Origin of the sequence: Endozoicomonas elysicola (genome assembly GCF_000710775.1) — a bacterium.
Classification (GTDB): domain Bacteria; phylum Pseudomonadota; class Gammaproteobacteria; order Pseudomonadales; family Endozoicomonadaceae; genus Endozoicomonas; species Endozoicomonas elysicola.
This window is the reverse complement of the sequence record NZ_JOJP01000001.1, coordinates 4819047-4836928: the sequence shown is the minus strand read 5'-3', so window position 1 is coordinate 4836928 and position 17882 is coordinate 4819047. Positions and strand designations below refer to the sequence as shown.

18 protein-coding genes and 2 tRNA genes are annotated in these 17882 nt (G+C 47.4%); 9 read left to right on the top strand and 11 right to left on the bottom strand.

Features of this window, described 5'->3' with window-relative positions; genetic code table 11:
• Window positions 1-16 precede the first annotated feature (16 nt).
• Together GV64_RS20415 and GV64_RS20410 are read left to right on the top strand one after the other, a co-directional pair.
• A tRNA-Asn gene (locus GV64_RS20415) sits at window positions 17-92 on the top strand.
• 64 nt (window positions 93-156) lie between these two features.
• Window positions 157-232, top strand: a tRNA-Lys gene (locus tag GV64_RS20410).
• 232 nt (window positions 233-464) lie between these two features.
• Here GV64_RS20410 and GV64_RS20405 read toward each other — a convergent pair.
• The 3 genes from GV64_RS20405 to GV64_RS20395 form a co-directional block, all read right to left on the bottom strand.
• Window positions 465-1790: an NAD(P)/FAD-dependent oxidoreductase gene (locus GV64_RS20405; RefSeq protein WP_020581644.1), complete on the bottom strand. Its 1326-nt coding sequence runs from the start codon at window positions 1788-1790 to the stop codon at window positions 465-467.
• Window positions 1791-1847: 57 nt separating this feature from the next.
• On the bottom strand, window positions 1848-2084 hold the full coding sequence (locus GV64_RS20400; RefSeq protein ID WP_020581643.1) for a DUF3094 family protein: 237 nt from the start codon (window positions 2082-2084) through the stop codon (window positions 1848-1850).
• 104 nt (window positions 2085-2188) lie between these two features.
• Complete coding sequence (locus GV64_RS20395; protein WP_020581642.1) at window positions 2189-3106, bottom strand: aspartyl/asparaginyl beta-hydroxylase domain-containing protein; 918 nt, start codon at window positions 3104-3106, stop codon at window positions 2189-2191.
• Window positions 3107-3174: 68 nt separating this feature from the next.
• Between GV64_RS20395 and GV64_RS20390 the strand changes: the two genes are divergently transcribed.
• Entirely contained in the window at window positions 3175-3915 is a 741-nt protein-coding gene (locus GV64_RS20390; RefSeq protein ID WP_020581641.1) for an SAM-dependent methyltransferase, read from the top strand.
• On the opposite strand, the gene GV64_RS20385 is transcribed toward GV64_RS20390, so the two are convergent.
• From GV64_RS20385 to GV64_RS20370, 4 genes are all read right to left on the bottom strand, one after another.
• Window positions 3895-4677, bottom strand: coding sequence for a hypothetical protein (locus GV64_RS20385; RefSeq protein WP_020581640.1), 783 nt, complete (start codon window positions 4675-4677; stop codon window positions 3895-3897). The genes GV64_RS20390 and GV64_RS20385 overlap by 21 nt on opposite strands.
• A 188-nt stretch (window positions 4678-4865) precedes the next feature.
• On the bottom strand, window positions 4866-5876 hold the full coding sequence (locus tag GV64_RS20380; protein WP_020581639.1) for a nucleoid-associated protein: 1011 nt from the start codon (window positions 5874-5876) through the stop codon (window positions 4866-4868).
• A gap of 291 nt (window positions 5877-6167) precedes the next feature.
• Entirely contained in the window at window positions 6168-7121 is a 954-nt protein-coding gene (locus GV64_RS20375; RefSeq protein ID WP_020581638.1) for a phosphatase PAP2 family protein, read from the bottom strand.
• 4 nt (window positions 7122-7125) lie between these two features.
• Window positions 7126-7728 carry a TetR/AcrR family transcriptional regulator gene (locus GV64_RS20370; RefSeq protein ID WP_020581637.1) on the bottom strand — a complete coding sequence of 201 codons (603 nt, stop codon included), beginning with the start codon at window positions 7726-7728 and terminating at the stop codon, window positions 7126-7128.
• Between the two features lie 154 nt (window positions 7729-7882).
• On the opposite strand from GV64_RS20370, the gene GV64_RS20365 reads away from it, so the two are divergent.
• Window positions 7883-8428, top strand: coding sequence for a thioredoxin family protein (locus GV64_RS20365; RefSeq protein ID WP_020581636.1), 546 nt, complete (start codon window positions 7883-7885; stop codon window positions 8426-8428).
• On the opposite strand, the gene GV64_RS20360 is transcribed toward GV64_RS20365, so the two are convergent.
• Window positions 8425-9033 (bottom strand): tRNA-uridine aminocarboxypropyltransferase, encoded by a 609-nt coding sequence (locus tag GV64_RS20360; RefSeq protein WP_026258131.1) that lies wholly within the window; start codon window positions 9031-9033, stop codon window positions 8425-8427. The two genes, GV64_RS20365 and GV64_RS20360, sit on opposite strands and share 4 nt — an antisense overlap.
• 42 nt (window positions 9034-9075) lie before the next feature.
• Between GV64_RS20360 and GV64_RS20355 the strand changes: the two genes are divergently transcribed.
• Window positions 9076-10668, top strand: coding sequence for an NRAMP family divalent metal transporter (locus GV64_RS20355; protein ID WP_020581634.1), 1593 nt, complete (start codon window positions 9076-9078; stop codon window positions 10666-10668).
• Window positions 10669-10753: 85 nt separating this feature from the next.
• Here GV64_RS20355 and GV64_RS20350 read toward each other — a convergent pair whose 3' ends face one another.
• The 3 genes from GV64_RS20350 to GV64_RS20340 all read right to left on the bottom strand — a co-directional run bounded on the left by GV64_RS20350 (window position 10754) and on the right by GV64_RS20340 (window position 12295).
• Window positions 10754-11029: a DUF406 family protein gene (locus GV64_RS20350; RefSeq protein ID WP_020581633.1), complete on the bottom strand. Its 276-nt coding sequence runs from the start codon at window positions 11027-11029 to the stop codon at window positions 10754-10756.
• 112 nt (window positions 11030-11141) lie between these two features.
• Window positions 11142-11609, bottom strand: a complete 468-nt coding sequence (locus GV64_RS20345; protein WP_020581632.1) for a YjiG family protein — start codon at window positions 11607-11609, stop codon at window positions 11142-11144.
• A gap of 2 nt (window positions 11610-11611) precedes the next feature.
• Entirely contained in the window at window positions 11612-12295 is a 684-nt protein-coding gene (locus GV64_RS20340; RefSeq protein ID WP_020581631.1) for a nucleoside recognition domain-containing protein, read from the bottom strand.
• A 433-nt stretch (window positions 12296-12728) separates the two neighbouring features.
• Here GV64_RS20340 and ppc point away from each other — a divergent pair, with 433 nt between their 5' ends.
• The 4 genes from ppc to GV64_RS26300 all read left to right on the top strand — a co-directional run bounded on the left by ppc (window position 12729) and on the right by GV64_RS26300 (window position 17882).
• Complete coding sequence (ppc, locus tag GV64_RS20335) at window positions 12729-15416, top strand: phosphoenolpyruvate carboxylase (protein WP_020581630.1); 2688 nt, start codon at window positions 12729-12731, stop codon at window positions 15414-15416.
• Window positions 15417-15655: 239 nt separating this feature from the next.
• The gene (locus tag GV64_RS20330) at window positions 15656-17107 is read left to right on the top strand and encodes an oligopeptide:H+ symporter (RefSeq protein ID WP_020581629.1); all 1452 of its coding nucleotides are present in this window, start codon (window positions 15656-15658) and stop codon (window positions 17105-17107) included.
• A gap of 297 nt (window positions 17108-17404) precedes the next feature.
• Window positions 17405-17638, top strand: coding sequence for a tautomerase family protein (locus tag GV64_RS20325; RefSeq protein WP_033402803.1), 234 nt, complete (start codon window positions 17405-17407; stop codon window positions 17636-17638).
• An 88-nt stretch (window positions 17639-17726) separates the two neighbouring features.
• Entirely contained in the window at window positions 17727-17882 is a 156-nt protein-coding gene (locus GV64_RS26300; protein ID WP_407919923.1) for a DUF5993 family protein, read from the top strand.

The window sequence follows — 17882 nt, the reverse complement described above, 5'->3', positions numbered from 1 at the left end:
AAAACTGTCGCTTAGTTCCCTGATAGCTCAGTTGGTAGAGCAAATGACTGTTAATCATTGGGTCGCTGGTTCGAGTCCAGCTCGGGGAGCCATTACTTAAACGGTGTGACAGCTATTTATCATGCGATAATAGGATCATGCCGTTGAATCGAAAACGGGTCGTTAGCTCAGTTGGTAGAGCAGTTGGCTTTTAACCAATTGGTCGTAGGTTCGAATCCTACACGACCCACCAAATTCTTAAGTGAAGAAAATTTAATAGCCGTTGGCACCTTTTTGCCAGCGGTTTTTTTATGCCTGTCTGATATCCTTTCTCAATATTTTCTCTAACCACACAGGCTGAAAACTGCTCCTGCGTTTTCTGTATCTCCACCATCCATGGTGCCTATCACAAAGCACACAACGAAAAGCTCTTCTTAGTGCTTTTTGTGATCTCTGTGGTTCAATTTGGTATTCAATAATTATGCTCAGTGGAGCTTAAGCTGTGGCCGAGTGGTTCTACTGATCAGGTCTTTCAAAATCAGTGTTCCTGTTCTTAATTTGCCAAAGAGTGTCATCTGGTGCATTCGGTACAAGCTGATGTAGAACCATTTGGCCAGGGTGCCCTCAATCATCATGTCCCCGGTAATGGCGCCCATCAGGTTGCCTACTGCACTGAACCGGCTCAGGGAAATCAGGGAGCCATAATCCTTGTAATTAAACTCCAGTGGTGCAGCTCCATTCGCCTGGGCAATCAGGCTTTTGGCCAGCAGAGATGCCTGTTGGTGAGCTGCCTGTGCGCGTGGAGGGATAGTAATGCTTTCATTCTTGCTGTCAGTTAATGTACAGCTTGCACAGTCACCCATGGAATAAATCTGGTCGTCCAGTGTTGTTTGCAGCGTTGGGCGCACAATCAGCTGGTTGATACGGTTGGTTTTCAGTCCATCCATCTGAGACAGAAATTCGGGGGCTTTAATGCCAGCAGCCCAAATTCTCAAGTCTGATTCAATAAATTCACCATCACGAGTGGTGACACCGCCCGCCTGGATTTCACTTACCAGCTGTTGGGTCATAACCCGGATGCCCATTTTATTCAGCTGCTTGTGAACGCTACTACTGATTCTGACTGGGAGTGCTGGAAGGATTCTTTCACCACCTTCAATGATGGTGACTTCTAAATGCTCTGGTTTTATCGCATCAAGGCCGTATCTGGCGAGTTCGATGGCAGCGAAATGGAGTTCCGCAGCCAGCTCTACCCCTGTGGCTCCAGCGCCAATAATGGCAATGCGCAGTTTGGATGCATCATTGCCACTGGCCTGTGCATGGAGATAATGGTTAATCAGTGTTGTGTGTATTCGTTCGGCCTGCTGGCGGTTATCAAGGAACAGACAGTGCTCTCTGGCGCCCGGTGTATTGAAGTCATTAGCCGTGCTGCCTACAGCAATAACCAGTTGATCGTAACTCAAGGTTCTGGCGGGTACGACTTGTTGACCATTACCATCGAGGATAGGGCTAAGGCCGATGGACTTGTTAGCACGATTGATGCTTTCCATCTTTCCTGGAATAAAACGAAAGTGGTTCCACTTGGCCTGGGCTAGATAGCTGAGTTCATCTTCAAAGGCATTCAGTGAACCTGCAGCAACTTCATGCAGGAGTGGCTTCCAGAAATGGGTGTTTTGAGCATCAACCAGAGTAATTTCAGCCCGCTGCTTTTTTCCAAGTTTTTTGCCAAGGCGAGTGGCCAGCTCAAGGCCACCGGCACCACCACCAACAATGACTATTTTCTTTTTATTAACGAGAGTTTCGTTTTTCACAGTTATTCCAGTTTCTTTATATTTGGTGGGTTGCCTGTGTTGCTGCAAGCTGCAGTGTTAAGAGGGTATAACAAAATAGCCGATAAGTCGGCTCAAAACGCCGAGCAGAACAATAACCGCAGCCAGCCATGCCATCAGACGTAGAGGTTTGAATGGTGGTCGTTCGGCTTCATTAACCCCTTCTTTTAAATACTGATTGACACGTTCCTGGTCTTCAGGATAAAGCCGGTTTACTTGTCGATCAGGTGCAAGATGCTTTTGATCAGTGATAGGCGTTGCAGTGTCTTGACTCATGGTGATAACTCCCTTTCTTCAGCAAAAAACATAGTACATTCTCCGGTTAGCGGAAAGTGGTAGTACGGTTTTTGACCAGTTTATCCTTCTTATTTAAAAAGGCATCATCCGAAAATGCCATACAGCAGGCTGAGAAACAGTATCCATTTGAGGGTGTAGTAGAGCGTCCGGTTATAATTTTTAATACGTTTGCCCAGAAGCCGAACCTGGTAAAGGTACTGAAAGGCTTTGTTCAGACCTCCTACCCGATCCCCATCAAGGTTCTGTGTTGCGCTGGCGGCCATGACGAAGCGTGAGAAAAAATGATTAAATGCTGTTGCCAGTGGGTTGTTCATGGGCCTTTCCACATCACAAAACAGAATGATACGATCCTTGTCGGTGCTGTTTTCTGCAAAGTGAATATAGGTTTCATCAAACATCACCGATTCTCCATCTTTCCAGTAATAGACCTCATCATCAACACTTATAAAGCATTCTTCTGTATTCGGTGTGATTAGTCCAAGGTGGTAGCGAAGAGAGCCTGCGTAAGGATCCCGGTGCCGGACCAGCCGGCTGCCTGGTGGCAACATGGCAAACATTGCCGCTTTAATGCCGGGAATATTTCTCAGTAGTTCAACGGTCTTTGGGCAGAGTGATTGTGCGGAGGGGAGTTCGTCACCATACCATTTCAGATAAAAGCGCTTCCAGCCCGTTTTGAAAAAAGAGTTAAAGCCAATATCATCCAGTTTATCGGCAGCTTTTATGTGGCTCTGTCTGTAAAGCTGCTGAGCTTCGTCACGAATGCATTCCCAGTGCTGATCAAGAACTTTGAGTTCCGGGAAGTGGCTGGTATTAATATACGGAGTACAGGGAATTTTCGAGAATAAATACATAATGGCATTAACTGGTGCCATAAAGGTGGAATGGTCGCTGAGCTGTCGAAATGGGCGGTGACGAACTTTTCCTCGATGGTGAGTATAGAGGGCAGCGGCAATACAGTAGTAAATCAGTAGTAATTTGGGAGCCAGTAAATCAGCAATCATGGTGATGATCCATTAAGTGGTGCTGGATAACTATAGTTCTTCATCAGTTTTCAATAAGGGATAAAGAGATGAGGCTTAACAGGGAATTGTTAGCGCTTGCTTTCCGACAGTGGTTTTATCAGTGGCAACAGAGTTTCAGGGAGGTGAAGCGCTATGGCAGAAAGCCCCGGTTCCTGATCCCATGGTTATGGTTGAAGCTCAGTTACCTTTTGGATGGGCCTTATGCCGTCAGTCGTCGTTATCATCGACGAATCAAATCCGAAAGTATTTACGTCTATGGCGAGACGCCTCTCACCACGCTTGAGATGATTGCAGAGAAAACAGGTGTAACGTCAGATGATCATGTGTTTGAACTGGGTGCAGGGAGTGGCTATACCAGTCTCTGGCTGCATGGGGTAAAAAAGTGTCAGGTCACTGCCATTGAGCAAGTTCCTCTGTTTTGTTGGCGTCTACATCGGACTGCTCGTCGCATGCGGCTTTCCTCCGTTAACGTCCGTTGTGAAGACTATATGCAATCGCCTTTGGACGATGCATCCATTGTTTATCTTTATGCTTCAAACCTCGATGATCATGTGATTTCTGAATTAGCAGAGCGTTTGGCTGATCTATCCGCTGGCGTGAAAATTATTACGGTCAGTTACGCACTACAGCCGTTTCTGCATCAGCAGGCTTTTAAGATTACCGATCAGTTTACTGTGCCTTTTGAGTGGGGAGAGGCAGAAGTCTTCGTTCAGGAAAGGATGTCTGCTACTGAAATACTGAAGATTATGGAGTCCAGTAGCAGTAGGCTAGAACATGCGATGGACTGAAGAAAGCTTACTTACAATCCGGCTGCCATAGCGCACAATCAGATCTGGCGTCTGTTGCTTGGGAAACTTCTCAAAACTGCTGTGGATAAAGGCCCAGGCGGCATGTGCCTGCTGGACAGGCTGCATCGCGTGCGGATGATCATTAAGCTCCTCATTGAAAGCAGTCATGCGCTGATCGAATCGATTGGCCAGTGCTTTCAGCTGCATTTGACTTGAAATGGTAACTTCAGTGTTTTGTTCGGCGATCAGCAGGTTAAGGTAATCTCTGGTCATATGTTGCATAAGGAGCGCCTGCTCCAGGAAACGAAGCTTCTGGTGGTTTCCTGACTGGGAGTTTGTTGCTTTTTGTCTCAGCAGGAGTAGCTGGCGATCCATTTTGGCCAGCACACGCAGTAACGAATTCGATGCCGGCGGCTGAGCGCTGGCAGGAATCGTGCTCAGCCAGGTAATGTGTTTACTGACGACGGGCCATAAGGATAAGACCGTTGCCAGAAGCTCATTAGCTTCGGGGTCAATGGTACGCTTTGGAAGGGCGTGGATACTTGTGTTTAATGCCTGTTGCGATTCTTGCAGAGCTTCCCTCGCATCCTGATCGAGAAAATCCAGCTGTAGCCTGTGAATATTGATAAGCATTTCATTCAGTTCAATCTGTTGCTGAAGAATCGTCTCAGGAGATAACAGCAACGCTTTCTCACTGGCCTTTATACTCATTACCAGAAAGAGGGTGGAGAAGGCGATAAAGATAGCAGCGCGAAAAGTCATAGGGCTTCCGGGTTGGTCTTTAATCTGTTTATTATCGGCAAACCGGTTGCTGGCTATAGGAGGCTGATCTCAGGGGCTTTGTGATTAAAGCGCCTTCAGATTATGTTTACATCCATCCATGGATGCCAGTGGTAATTACTATTTGTATCAAAGTTGTTCTGGAATGGACAGCCCAAGGCCTTAGCCTCTCAGGCCTGCTTCAGCTGCTCTTTCAATTTATCAGGCACACCAGTGATAATTAGCTGGTCATTGGTTTCATCATAACGAATCTGTCCACCAAGAAGCTCTGCATCGAAAGCGAGGCTGAGACCCTTGCTTCTTCCTGTGTAGCGTACCAGTTGTGTCAGCTTTCGACGCTCTGGGGACATGGGGGTGCTCATGTCATAATCCTGAGTATTCACAAAGCGGGCAAAGTCATCCGGACCTGCTTCACTGAGGTGGCCAGTCAGCTCCTGCATGGAGAGGCTCCCCCCTTCATCCAGTTTGTTCTGGCAGTAATCGTAAACCTGTCGTTTAACGATGGTTCGGTTTTCTTCAACCGGTTCTTCCTGGCAGTAGGCTTCGACTGCTTTGAGCAGGGTATCCGCTTCTTCCTTGCTGCTGCTGGTTTCACTGCAGCCAATCACTTCCTGGAACACAGTGCTTAGACGCTTCCCCCCCTTTGGGCGGAGAAAGGATAGATAGCGTCCAGCTTCAGGGTTTTTCTGCCAGTCTGTGATATTGATACGGCAGGCCAGAGACATGCGGGCTGTGTCGAGATAGGACGTGTCCTGGATGGTGAGTTCATCCGTGATGGTTACGCTGTTCTGGCTGCTGAGCATGCAGAGCAACAGGTAACGGGTCAGACCCTGCTGGTAATCTGAAAACATAACATAGCCACCACTGATGGCTCCGGCCTCACTCAGGCTCTGGCCAAGGCGTGCTAATGTTTCAGACGTTAATTGGGTAAAGCCGGAGGCCTGTTCTTCTACGCTCAGCTCAATATAAGTTTTCAGGCGCTCAGGAAAGCCGTCTTCGGCCAGATCTGAGAACTGCCCATAACATTTGTCGGGCTTTTTATTATAGGTTTGCAGCAAATCATCCAGTACCAGCTCCAGAGAGGGTGAGGAGGTCAGGCTTTGGGAGGCTGGAATGGCCTGTAGCTGTTCTGAACCCTGAGAGTGATCCAGTTTGTGAACAATAATCTGTTTGATGGTCATGACTTGATGGTAAGCAGTCTGGATTGATGTGTCAGTATGGTACAGGGATTCAATTTATTTTGCTTTACTGGGAGCCAGTCGGATGGCTCTGGCTTTTCTGTGGTAGGTCAGTGGTAATACCATTTCCACCTTCTAGCTATGGGTTGCACAGCCACTTTGAGTTACTGGCCAGCGTTGAAGCTTTTCGCCATAGCTACGGCTATGATTCGTCGCTTCGCCTTGTCCAGTAGCCCAAAATAGCTTGCTCGCTCTCATAGTTAGAAAGCGTAAGTGGTATAAGTTCACGGGCTCCTAGGCCGGTTCCTGACCGTTTTTCTGATACCTCTGACCCAATAGGTGGTAATGCAGCAGTGGCCAGATGAGGCAAACCCACAGGCTGATACCGATACCCTGAAGCCAGAGAAGGAGGTAGGCAGCGAAGTGGTGGTTAACATCTAGTGGCAGTTCAAGTCGTATTGGCCAGATAACGAGAACGGTTAACATTCCCGGAATGGTTCGGGTGCCAATCAGCTTCCATGATGGGGAGAGTTGTGTGATTCGAGTGTGGGTGTTTGCGACCAGCGTTGCTGTTGCTGTACCAAGGAGAAGTCCAGTGTAGAAGGATAGTTTCTGATAGGGCAGTGTGCTTCCATTACCTGGGCCAATGCTCAGAAGCTCGTGAGTGACCAGTGTCAACAGCCAGGGGGATGAGGTAATAAATAGAATGGATGTAACCTGTAATCGAGTCTGCAGACTCATCAGCCATTGGAGAAACCGTGTCTCATAATGGTAACTAATAATGATAATAGCTAGCCCAATCAGCAGTCCCACAAAAATCTGGGAGGGGTAATGTACCCCAAGGTACAGTCTTGACAGCATTATCAGTGCAATAAGTATCAGGGCTATCAGTCGGAATAAAGTAGATCTGATGGAGAGGAATGCCCATCCCCAAAACACAACGGCATTCTGGCTATGTCCGGACGGCATACCCCAGCGATTTTCCTCCCAGTTATTGAATAGCTCCGGGTGTTCAAAATAGGGTCTCGGTGAATTGAAGAGCTGCCGGCAGCCACCAAAGATCAACGTGCTGAAGAGTGTTGTGCAAGCCAATCTGGCTCCCAGAACGGTGTATCCGCTCCAGTAGAGGACAGCACAGATAAAAAGGTAGCCGCCTGAGTAGCCCGTAGTGGATAGCCACCGAAACCAAGTATCCATAGGTGCCAGAATAGCTTGAGTTTCTGCAATGAGCTGGGCTGGATCCAACATGCTTTTATTTTGGTGGGAAAGAGGAGAAAAGATTATCCAAGCTTTGTTTTACCTGTTTGTCCAGCATATGCTGGTTCGGATTTACTTTGGCCATAAGTTGTGTGCTTAGGTAAAGGTTCAGGAGTTCGCTGGCGATGACTTCATGGTCAATATTAGCATTGCTGTTTTCCTTCGGGTTTATAACTTCGTCAATAAACTCAATAAAGCCCTTTCTAAGGCTTTGGATTCCCCTTTTGACCAGCTCTGATGCATCATCCGAAAGCAGGTGAAGTTCATTACTGGTGCTGACGAGAAAACAGCAGTTTCGATAACTGACTTCCTGACTGTGTCGGTAGCCGGAAGTAAAAAAGCGACGGAGATCCTGTAAGGAGGGGCTGTAAATCAGATATTTGTCGATTCTTTGCTGGAGTTGCCACTCAAGGTAGTACTCCAGAACGCAGAGGTATAACTGCTCTTTATTTTTAAAGTGGTAATAGAGGCTGCCAGGGTGCATCTCAGTGGCTTCCTCTAATTGCTTCAGCGAGCAGGCATAAAAGCCCCGAGACCAGAAAAGGTCGAGAGCATCGCTTAAGACCTGCTGCCGATTGAATGAGGATGATCTTCCCATAAGCGCCATATTAGTTATTGTTATTCTAAGTTAGCAGACTTTCCCGATCTGATAACAGTCTTATGACTTGCTTCATGGTTATTGATATCTGCTTATGCCATGCTTCCTATGGCTCTAAGGCAATTCACTGGCGTGACTTCAGAGGTTACTGATTATGGCGTTAACTCCTTCTTCCATGGTTGAGCTGGGCTTTCAGGCTCACGATTTCAGTTTGCCAGATGTTTTTTCCAAAGCGCATAAGTCATTACAGGATGTTGCTGGGAGCAAAGGGCTGCTGGTGATGTTTATTTGTAATCACTGCCCATATGTTGTCCATATTGAAGAAGCGCTGGTGGCTTTGGGGAAGGAGTTTCATGGCACAGATCTTGGCATTGTTGCGATCAGTGCTAATGACATTAACGACTACCCTCAGGATTGTCCTGAGTTGATGGCCGAAAAGCAGTATGGCTTTCCTTATCTATATGATGAAACACAGGAGGTAGCCAGAGCATATCGGGCTGAATGCACGCCAGACTTTTTTCTATTTGATGGAGGTCTGAAGTGCGTCTATCGAGGACAATTTGATGACTCAAGGCCAGGAAATGGTAAGCCGGTAACGGGTAAAGATCTTCGAACTGCAATGACATCGTTGTTGAAAGGGGAGCCTGTCAGTGAAGACCAAAAGCCCAGTATTGGCTGTAATATCAAATGGCGGGTTTAGTCAGGTTTCTGAGGGTAATTCTTTAAGAAGGTCTCCTGCCCCATGGCATTGATCTGCTGTTCTATCATTAGGCCGAAAGTATCCAATAGTGGCTGATGCGCTATCGGGTTCTGGCTTGCCTGGCGCAGCAGGGCCACTGTTGCTTCCACGGTCGAAAGGGCGCCTTTATCGGGTGCTTTCCGAATACGGTAATCGGATATGGGAAGGTCCGTGAGTTCAATGCAGGGTAGTTTTTGCAGCTGTGGATTGCTGTAATAAATCTTTTTTGCTTTTCGCCAGGTGCCGTCCAGAACAATTATTACTTCTGGGGTTATTGTTTCTAAAACCTCTGAACTGGCCTTTGCATTGGCTCCAGGGAATAACAGATAGCAGTTATTCTCTCTAAGAGCTTTCTGCAGTGAAGGGTGAGTCGAAAAGTCTTCACCTCTCCATACCTCGCAATTGCTGACACCCATCTCCAAGATACGAGCTGTATTCAGAGGGTGTCTGGACTCCCGGGGATGCTGCAGAATAATGATATCCATACAAGCCCTTTCTTCTCTAAGCTCTTTGCAATAACACTGTTTTTCAGGACGCTGGCATCGGGGGCATAAGGCTCTGGGCATGGTATTTCTTTCTAAAATAATTTCGGCAAAGAATGATTGTTGTTGCAAATAAGAATCATTCTTGAAAAAGATAAAGGTCAGCTATTTAAAGTAAGTAGATTCTTTTCAGAAAAACTGAAAATAGATCATATCAGTTCCTATTCAGCGATCGCTAACCTGGATGATTGGAAATCGGTTCTGATTTTCGGCTTCTGTGTTGTTCGCGGTATCTGTTCACCTGTTTGTTCACTGAATATTTCACTGCCTACGTTGGGTCCCCCCAATGGAGTTGGAGATGATGTAAGTCTGTTTATACCCAGTCAAGATCATTTGCCTGTGGCTTTTAAGGGGGGCAGTAATGTGAAGGTCTTCCTTTGGGAGAAGTGGTTTATGGTGTCTTTGAGTGGAGCTGAAGGGCAGGGCCAAGGCAAAAAGAAAAATAGCATTTGGGTTTTGCTTCTGGCTATAGGTCCCGGCATTACCGTTATGCTTGCAGACACAGACACAGACGCAGGCTCAATTGTGACGGCTGCTCAGTCGGGAGCTCAGTGGGGATACAGGCTTGTGCTGCTGAATATAATATTGATACCAATACTGTATTTTGTGCAGGAGCTGACGGCCAGGCTGGGGATGACTACCGGCAAAGGGCATGGTCAATTAATAAAGGAAAGGTTCGGAAAATTCTGGGCTTATATCTCAATTATTACCCTTTTTATTTCCACTATTGGTGCGTTGGTGACTGAGTTTTCCGGCATTATGGGGGTGGGTTTATTATTTGGGATATCAAAATGGATAACCGTTCCGCTGGTGGTGACGTTACTGATCACAATCAGTTGTACTGGCAAATATAACTTTGTTGAAAGGGTTGCTATTACCGTCGGGCTGTTTGAGCTGGTGTTTATTCCTGCCATGTTCTTTGCAGAGCCCGACTTTGGTGAAGTGCTGAAAGAAATTGCTGGGCCGCAGCCCTTTAATGATCCTTCCTATTGGTTTCTTATATCGGCTAATGTTGGCGCTGTTATCATGCCCTGGATGGTTTTTTATCAGCAGGGAGCGGTCGTTGATAAAGGTCTGACAGAAAAAGATATCCCAGGTGGAAAAATTGATACTCTGCTGGGGTCTATTGTCACTCAGCTGGTGGTGGTGGTCATTATTATCACTGTTGCTGCGACTATTGGGAAAAACAGTCCCAATACCTCTCTGAATAATATTCAACAAATCAGTGATGCCCTTCCCCCTTTTCTGGGGAACACCCTTGGGAAGGTTGTTTTTGCTGTGGGTATCTCGGGAGCAGCTCTGGTGGCTGCAATTGTAGTCTCTCTTGCATCATCCTGGGGGTTTGGAGAGCTGTTTGAAAAGCCCTGCAGCCTGAATAACCGTTGGTGTGAGGCCCCATTGTTCTACGGCTTCTATACAGCGGCTCTTCTGACAGGCGGTGGGGTTGTTTTGTCCGGAGCACCCCTGGTGCAGCTATCAATCTGGGTTGAGGTATTAAACTCACTACTACTGCCAATAGTGCTTGGCTTCCTGTTAGCGCTGGGTTGGACAGCTCTACCGGAAAAGCATCGATTAGGGGCTTGGGAAAAGGCAATACTTCTGAGTATTTATATTGTGGTATGCGGTCTTGGGGTTGCCACTGTTGCGATGACAGTGTGAGCACTTTTTAGGCGACTATGGTTGATAGTCAGCGAATGGTATGTTGATACCATTCGCGTGGGCAGTTATCTGTACTGCTGGAAAATCAGCCGTTTTTCATCTGAAAAATCAGTTTCTCAGCGGTGCAGTCAAAATCAAACATGGCGCGGATCACTGTCTGGCCATTTTCATCAACGGTCTCAGACGTGATTTTGCAGTTACCGGAACCGATCTTGGTAGCTTCTTCTTTAAGGGTATCAAATCGTGATTCGGCATTGGCTCCAGAAAGGTCAATGGTCAGAACGGTGTCGTCCTCTCTGATAATAGTGCCAACTTCAACACAGTTGCAGGCAAGGCTTTCGTACTGGTCTTTCTCATTCATGGCGGCTACCTACCTTAAAACTCTAATAAAAATACAGTCGTCCAGACGAAAAAAGCCGGGGGGAGCCCCAGCTTTTTATTATTGAATCTGGATCATAGCGTTCAATGATTTGTCACACCAGCAGATTCATCACAAACATTGCCATCAGGGCATTCAGGATACAGATGCCAAACATGATTGGGTATCGGCGGCCATCGGTACCAACCACGCCAAGAATACGTCCAGCATACTGAATGGTAGAACCCATCAGGTAGATAGCCGGTGCCAGAATTGCCAGGTCACGAGCCTGCAGAGCGCCTTCAGACAGCAGTCCTACGGTAACGCCAACAGCTCCCCCCATGGACATAACGGCAGCCATCAGAACTGCAGCGCCTTCTCCTGGAACACCAAAAAGCGCCATAACAGGACCGAATACAGTGGACAGGATGTTCAGAAATCCGGTCATGCTCAGGACTTTGATAATGATGAAGGCCATCATGATGTTGGGGATAATACTCCCAATACCGATACCCCAACCTTTACGGGCGCCTTCAACAAAGACATCTGTGATCATTTTTTTACTTTCAGGTGCAGCACTCATGATCAGTTAGCCTCCGCAGTCTTGGCAGTGATTTTTTTGTCGATCGTCTTGAGATAGAAGCGCATGATATTGGCGCCTACAATTTTGAAGACAAACATGACGGCAAGCGCCAGGCCAATGGAGCCAGGAACCGCAGCGCCAGTACTGTCCGTCAAGGTGAACAGAATGGCACCAGAACCAAAGAAGTTAACGATCAGTGCGCCACCGGAGAACTGGAAAGCGGTGAAGATGTCTTTCTCGGTTTCGTTCAGCTCACCTTCATCAACCAGAGATTTGGTCAGGCCTGCACCAACGTCAGTAGACTGGAGGCTACCAATGATAGCGAGGCCTGTAGTGCCCGGAATACCCATGATCGGACGCAGAATAGGCGTCAATAATTTACGGGCTGCTTTCAGGGCGCCAAAGTGTTCCAGTACGGCAATCATACCCAGGGCGAACATACAGGTTGGAACTAGGCTCAGGGCAAACATGAAACCATCACGGGCACCACTACCACCAACGCCGCGAAAGTATGTGGTACCACCAGTGGCATCTTTCAGCATATTGCCGAAGCTGCCATTGAGAGTGGTGAAGTCAAAAATGCCGTACCACTCATTAGACTTCATAAGTCCGGAAAAAAACACCACGGCAAATGCCAGTGCTATGTAGGCTCCAATGGAAACCTTTTCCTGCTCATCAGTTTTCATTATTTCCCCCAGGGATATTTACAGGCGTTGTAGAAATCTGATTGAAAAATCCACACTGCCTGTGAGCTTATAAGGGAGCTGTGCAAGATAGAATCAGGGTTAGACGCAGTATTTTGTACTTTGGTTTCGGTTCATACGACACACTCTTTCAATTGCAGATGGGCTCTCGTCTTGTGAATGGTATTGGGCGTGTTGCATGCTGTTGATTTTTGGAGAAGTTGAGGGATGGTCGGGTGCTTTTCTGTGATGATGTGGGGTTTCTCGTGGGTAGGTGATTTCCCTTTTTTCTTACGTGTTTCTGGTATAGGCTGCGCCTTGTTGTACTCATTTAAAAAGTAAATTGTCATGGGCTGATATCCGTTTTTAAAGTCAGGCGACCATGACGACTTATGGAGGCAAAGTGAGCCGGAATAACATCGAAAGGCAAATAGCTATGTCAGAAAAGCCGTCAGAGAACCCGTCGTCGCTGCGTCGAAATGTGAATATGCTGGGTACCTTGTTGGGAGATGTCATTAGAGACCACAAGGGAGAAACCTTCTTCAATAAAATTGAAGCCATTCGACAACTGTCCAAAGCTGCCCGCAGTGATGAGTTGGACGACGACGGAGGTAACCAGAAAGCTGAGCAGCAGGCGTTATTGGATCTGTTGCACAGCTTGCCCGATGATGAGCTGGTACCCGTAGTACGGTCTTTCAGCCACTTCCTGAATCTCACAAATATCGCAGAGCAGTTTCACCTGGTATCCAGAGACTGTGAAACCAGTTACTGTGTTCCTGATCACTTCAGAGAGTTACTCAAAGCTCTGAAGCAAAAAGGCTTTACTGATCAGCAGATTGCAGAGAAAGCCTCTGAGCTGGACATTGAGGTAGTGCTCACTGCCCATCCAACCGAAGTAACCCGTCGTACATTAATCCAAAAATATGAACAGGTATTCCAGTGCCTGAACGATCTGGAAAACCAGTCGCTTAGCGATAATGAAAAACAACATGTTGAAGAACGTATTCGCCAGCTGATCACTCAGGCGTGGCATACCTATGAATTCCGCAGTAAACGACCAACACCGGTTGATGAGGCAAAAGGTGGCTTTGCCACTATCGAGCACTCTCTGTGGAATGCAGTGCCTCAGTTTGTCCGTAAAATAGATGAGCGGCTTCAGGCGTTTACCGGACACAAATTAGCTATCGATGCAGTACCTGTTCACTTTTCTTCCTGGATGGGGGGAGACCGGGATGGCAATCCATTTGTTACCTCGGTAGTGACTCGTGAAGTATTGCTACTCAGCCGCTGGATGGCCGCGGACTTGTTCCTGAGAGACCTTAAACCGTTGATCAGTGAGCTCTCCATGAACGACTGCAGTGATGAACTGCGAGCGCTTGTTGGGGATTCCCGGGAACCTTACTGGTCTTTGCTTAAAGATCTGCGAGAAAAACTGAAGCATACGCGACAGTGGTGTGAACGAGGTCTTGCCAGACCCGGTGATGCTAACTCAGCGCCAACGGCTGGTGTGCTTCTTGATAATGAAGAACTGATCAAGCCATTAAGACTGTGTTACGAGTCTCTTCATGCCTGTGGTCTGGGTGTTATTGCTGACGGCCCTCTGCTGGATACACTCAGAAGAGCCTATTGCTTTGGCCTGACCCTGATTAAACTGGACATCCGTCAGGAGTCAGGTCGTCATACTCAGGCATTAAGTGAGCTGACCAAGGCACTAGGCCTGGGTGATTATGAACACTGGGAAGAGCTGGAAAGACAGAGCTTTCTGCTGAAAGAACTGCAAAATCCAAGACCACTGTTGCCTCATAAGTGGTTACCATCTCCAGAAGTTCAGGAAGTTATCGATACCTGTCGTGTGGTTGCTGCCGAAGGCTCCAGGGCATTGAATTGCTATGTGATCTCCATGGCAAAGCAGCCATCGGATGTACTGGCAGTTGCTCTGTTGTTGAAAGAGTGCGGCGTTGACTTCGACATGCCAATCGTACCTTTGTTTGAAACATTGGACGATCTTGATAACGCTGCTGAATGTATTCGCCATCTGCTTTCTCTGCCCTGGTATCGAGGTTATTGCCATGGTGGTCAGATGGTCATGATTGGCTACTCTGACTCTGCTAAAGATGCGGGCTGGATGGCTGCCGCATGGGCACAGTACCGGGCGATGGAAGCGGTCACCGCAGAATGTGCTGAAGCGGACGTCAGGCTGACTCTGTTCCATGGACGTGGTGGTACCATTGGCCGTGGTGGTGGCCCTGCTCATGCGGCTATTCTTTCCCAGCCTCCTGGCTCGGTCAATAACCGCCTGCGTGTGACTGAACAGGGTGAAATGATTCGCTTCAAGTTTGGCTTCCCTCAGGTAGCCGTACAAAGCCTGATGCTTTATGCCAGCGCAACTCTGGAAGCGACGTTGTTACCTCCACCAGTACCCAAACAGGAGTGGCGGGATGTCATGGATCAGCTGTCCGCTGATTCGGTCAAGGTATACCGTGGCATTGTTCGGGAAGAGCCAGACTTTGTCCCTTATTTCCGTGCGGTAACACCAGAGATGGAGCTGGGCAAACTGCCTCTTGGCTCCCGTCCAGCAAAAAGAAAGCCCAATGGTGGTGTTGAGAGTCTCCGTGCGATTCCCTGGATTTTTGCCTGGACGCAGATTCGTCTGATGCTGCCTACCTGGCTCGGCTGTGGCGAAGCATTGGAAAATGCTGTGCAGAATGGCAAGCGGGATGTGCTGGAAGAGATGATGACCGACTGGCCTTTCTTTAAAGCTCGTCTGGAAATGCTGGAAATGGTCTTTATGAAGACCGACTCCCAGCTTGCCAAATATTATGAAGACCAGCTGGTACCGGAAAACCTGCGTTACCTGGGTGAACGACTAAGACTTATGTTGTCGTCTGCTATTGAAGTGCTGCTTGATCTTAAGGAAGGTGATGAGCTGATGTCATCACACCCTCAGAATAAAGAAGCCATTGGTTTGCGTAACCCTTACACGGATCCGCTGAACTTCCTTCAGGCTGAACTCTTACAGCGGGTCCGTTCCCATGAAGAGGGTGCTGAAGTGGGTGAAGAGCTGGAGAAGGCACTGATGATTACGATTGCAGGTATTGCTGCAGGTATGCGTAATACTGGCTAGTAGCCTGTTCAGATGATCTGGCTGAAATAAAAAGCACTCATATATGAAAATATGTGAGTGCTTTTTTTATGCCTGGTTATTGGTGATTTAGAAAGGTCTGGAACTATACTAGGCAGGTTCCTGTTTCCAGAGAGAATGTATTTTACCCTTCCAAAAGCATTTCGATTCTTTTCAAAATCTACCTCTTTTATTCTCAGACCCTACCGAAATGTGCTTCCTGAATCTGATCTGGAGCCAATATGTCGCAGTCGTTTAATATTCTTAAACAGCCCAAGCCCTTTTATTTGATCTTCTTTATCGAGCTGTGGGAGCGCTTTGGTTATTACGGGCTTCAGGCTCTGCTGTCGATCTATCTCGTGCGCCAACTGGGCATGGAAGACGATGATGCCTTTATTACTTTCGGTGCTTTCAGTGCCCTGGTGTTTGGGTTTGTTTCTATTGGAGGCTTTGTAGGCGATAACCTGTTCGGAACCAAGCGGACCATGGTGTTGGGCGCATTGGTGATGATGATTGGTTATCTGGTGATGGCTCTGGCTGGCCATGATCAGGCGGTTGTTTATATTGCACTGGGCTGTATTGCTGTTGGGAATGGTCTGTTCAAGGCGAACCCCTCCAGTCTTCTGGCAAAATGCTATGAAGATGGTGATAACCGGCTGGATGGTGCGTTCACACTGTACTATATGTCGATCAATATCGGCTCTTTCCTATCCATGACTTTAGTCCCGTATATTGCGGAATACTTTGGTTGGGGTACTGGATTTATGGCCAGTGCGATCGGGTTGCTGGTGGCAGTGAGTAACTATTTTTTTATGCGACACTGGGTCAGGGATCTGGGCTCAGAGCCTGACTTCAGACCGGTTCTATTGAAAACAAGAGTACTGCTCTATCTTGGTATAATTCTCGCCTGCGGTGTTAGTGCCTGGATTTTGCATTACCTTTTACTGGCAAATATCTTACTGGCCCTGGTAAGCAGTGGTGCACTGCTGATGTTTATAAAGGAGATTATTCGGGCAGGAGGGGCTGAGCGACGGAAAATGGTAGTGGTATTGATTCTGATGCTGGAGGCCGTAGTTTTCTTTGTCATGTATATGCAAATGCCCACCTCGCTTAATTTTTTTGCCATCAATAATGTTGATCCAGTCATTCTGGGAATCACAATCAATCCCGTCACTTTTCAATCACTGAACCCATTCTGGATTATGATTGCCAGCCCTGTCATGGCCTGGATTTATAACCGAACTGAGCAAAATGGCGGTGGTCCCAGTATGCCCCTCAAGTTTGCTCTGGGTATGCTGTTTACTTCGGTCAGTTTTCTGGTATTGCCACTAGCTGCATACTGTGCGAATCAGCAAGGAATGGTTTCGTCTGGCTGGATGGTATTAAGTTACTTTTTTCAGGCTATTGGTGAATTGTTGATCAGTGGTTTGGGGCTGGCAATGGTGGCTCAACTGGTTCCCGAACGCCTTCACGGCTTTATTATGGGGATCTGGTTTTTAACCAGCTCTGCTGCATCTGTGATGGCAGGCTATGTGGCCGGTCTTACCGCCCTTGAAATTGATGACCTCTCTTCCGCGATAGATACTCTACCCGTCTATAGCCAGTTTTTTACCGATATGGGGCTATTTTCTCTGGCTGTATCTGTTTGTATGTTGCTTTCGGCGCATTGGTTAAACCGAATGATAACGGATTAAAAGTATCTCTGAGAGCCTGCCGGTCTTAGCCGTCCTTAGCGAGAAAAAAGTCGGTTTGAATCAGGTTTTATGCTGATTTGAAGCGAATAGTGGTTCTATTTAACGAAAAGTAGTATAAAAAATGGGCAAATACGGTTTTTCCGCACGACTGCATGGATGCAGGCGCTAGTGCAACGCAAGGAGCAGTTGCCGGTAGGTCAGTGGTAAGTCCGACAGACTCCCGGGCTTTCCAAAGGTTTACAGTGGTGAAAATGAGCTACTCTGGGAGGGTCGTAATGTATTGTGAGGTTAATGCTTATGCCGTTTGTTTCTGTGAAGACGGTCAAGGGGCTGTTTAATGAAATCCAGAAGCAGGAAGTGATGGATGGCATTTCTGATCTGCTAGTGAAAGTCGCTGCAGGTGGTGAAGATCGTTTTCAGCAGGCGGTCTGGGTGATTATAGAAGAACAGGAGCCCGGAAACTGGAGTCTTGGGGATAATAGTCCGGAGTTGGAGGCGTCAAGGCAAAAGCGTGGTACTGGAAAGTCCTGAAATTGGTTCTGATGATGCTGTTGTCGATTACAAGGAGTGATTGGCAGTCAGCATCTTTGCTGTTTATTCACCTTACAGGTAACTCCCCGTGGTGGCATTATTGTTCCTACTCTATTTTTCTGCAGCCATTGCTCTATTAAGAAATGCGTTAAAGTTTGGGCTGAGTGTTTATTTTATTGCTTTTTCTTTATCCCTCTACTGGTTTCACTTTCACGCCACATCGGCATTACGAATTCTTTTATAA

What these genes read in the sequence shown, in the direction of transcription:
- GV64_RS20400 (WP_020581643.1), bottom strand. Translation starts at nt 2,084, where the DNA reads ATGAGTCAAGACACTGCAACGCCTATCACTGATCAAAAGCATCTTGCA.
- GV64_RS20350 (WP_020581633.1), bottom strand. Translation starts at nt 11,029, where the DNA reads ATGAATGAGAAAGACCAGTACGAAAGCCTTGCCTGCAACTGTGTTGAA.
- GV64_RS20380 (WP_020581639.1), bottom strand. Translation starts at nt 5,876, where the DNA reads ATGACCATCAAACAGATTATTGTTCACAAACTGGATCACTCTCAGGGT.
- GV64_RS20370 (WP_020581637.1), bottom strand. Translation starts at nt 7,728, where the DNA reads ATGGGAAGATCATCCTCATTCAATCGGCAGCAGGTCTTAAGCGATGCT.
- GV64_RS20390 (WP_020581641.1), top strand. Translation starts at nt 3,175, where the DNA reads ATGAGGCTTAACAGGGAATTGTTAGCGCTTGCTTTCCGACAGTGGTTT.
- GV64_RS20385 (WP_020581640.1), bottom strand. Translation starts at nt 4,677, where the DNA reads ATGACTTTTCGCGCTGCTATCTTTATCGCCTTCTCCACCCTCTTTCTG.
- GV64_RS20340 (WP_020581631.1), bottom strand. Translation starts at nt 12,295, where the DNA reads ATGAAAACTGATGAGCAGGAAAAGGTTTCCATTGGAGCCTACATAGCA.
- GV64_RS20395 (WP_020581642.1), bottom strand. Translation starts at nt 3,106, where the DNA reads ATGATTGCTGATTTACTGGCTCCCAAATTACTACTGATTTACTACTGT.
- GV64_RS20375 (WP_020581638.1), bottom strand. Translation starts at nt 7,121, where the DNA reads ATGTTGGATCCAGCCCAGCTCATTGCAGAAACTCAAGCTATTCTGGCA.
- GV64_RS20360 (WP_026258131.1), bottom strand. Translation starts at nt 9,033, where the DNA reads ATGCCCAGAGCCTTATGCCCCCGATGCCAGCGTCCTGAAAAACAGTGT.
- GV64_RS20365 (WP_020581636.1), top strand. Translation starts at nt 7,883, where the DNA reads ATGGCGTTAACTCCTTCTTCCATGGTTGAGCTGGGCTTTCAGGCTCAC.
- ppc (WP_020581630.1), top strand. Translation starts at nt 12,729, where the DNA reads ATGTCAGAAAAGCCGTCAGAGAACCCGTCGTCGCTGCGTCGAAATGTG.
- GV64_RS20345 (WP_020581632.1), bottom strand. Translation starts at nt 11,609, where the DNA reads ATGAGTGCTGCACCTGAAAGTAAAAAAATGATCACAGATGTCTTTGTT.
- GV64_RS20330 (WP_020581629.1), top strand. Translation starts at nt 15,656, where the DNA reads ATGTCGCAGTCGTTTAATATTCTTAAACAGCCCAAGCCCTTTTATTTG.
- GV64_RS20325 (WP_033402803.1), top strand. Translation starts at nt 17,405, where the DNA reads ATGCCGTTTGTTTCTGTGAAGACGGTCAAGGGGCTGTTTAATGAAATC.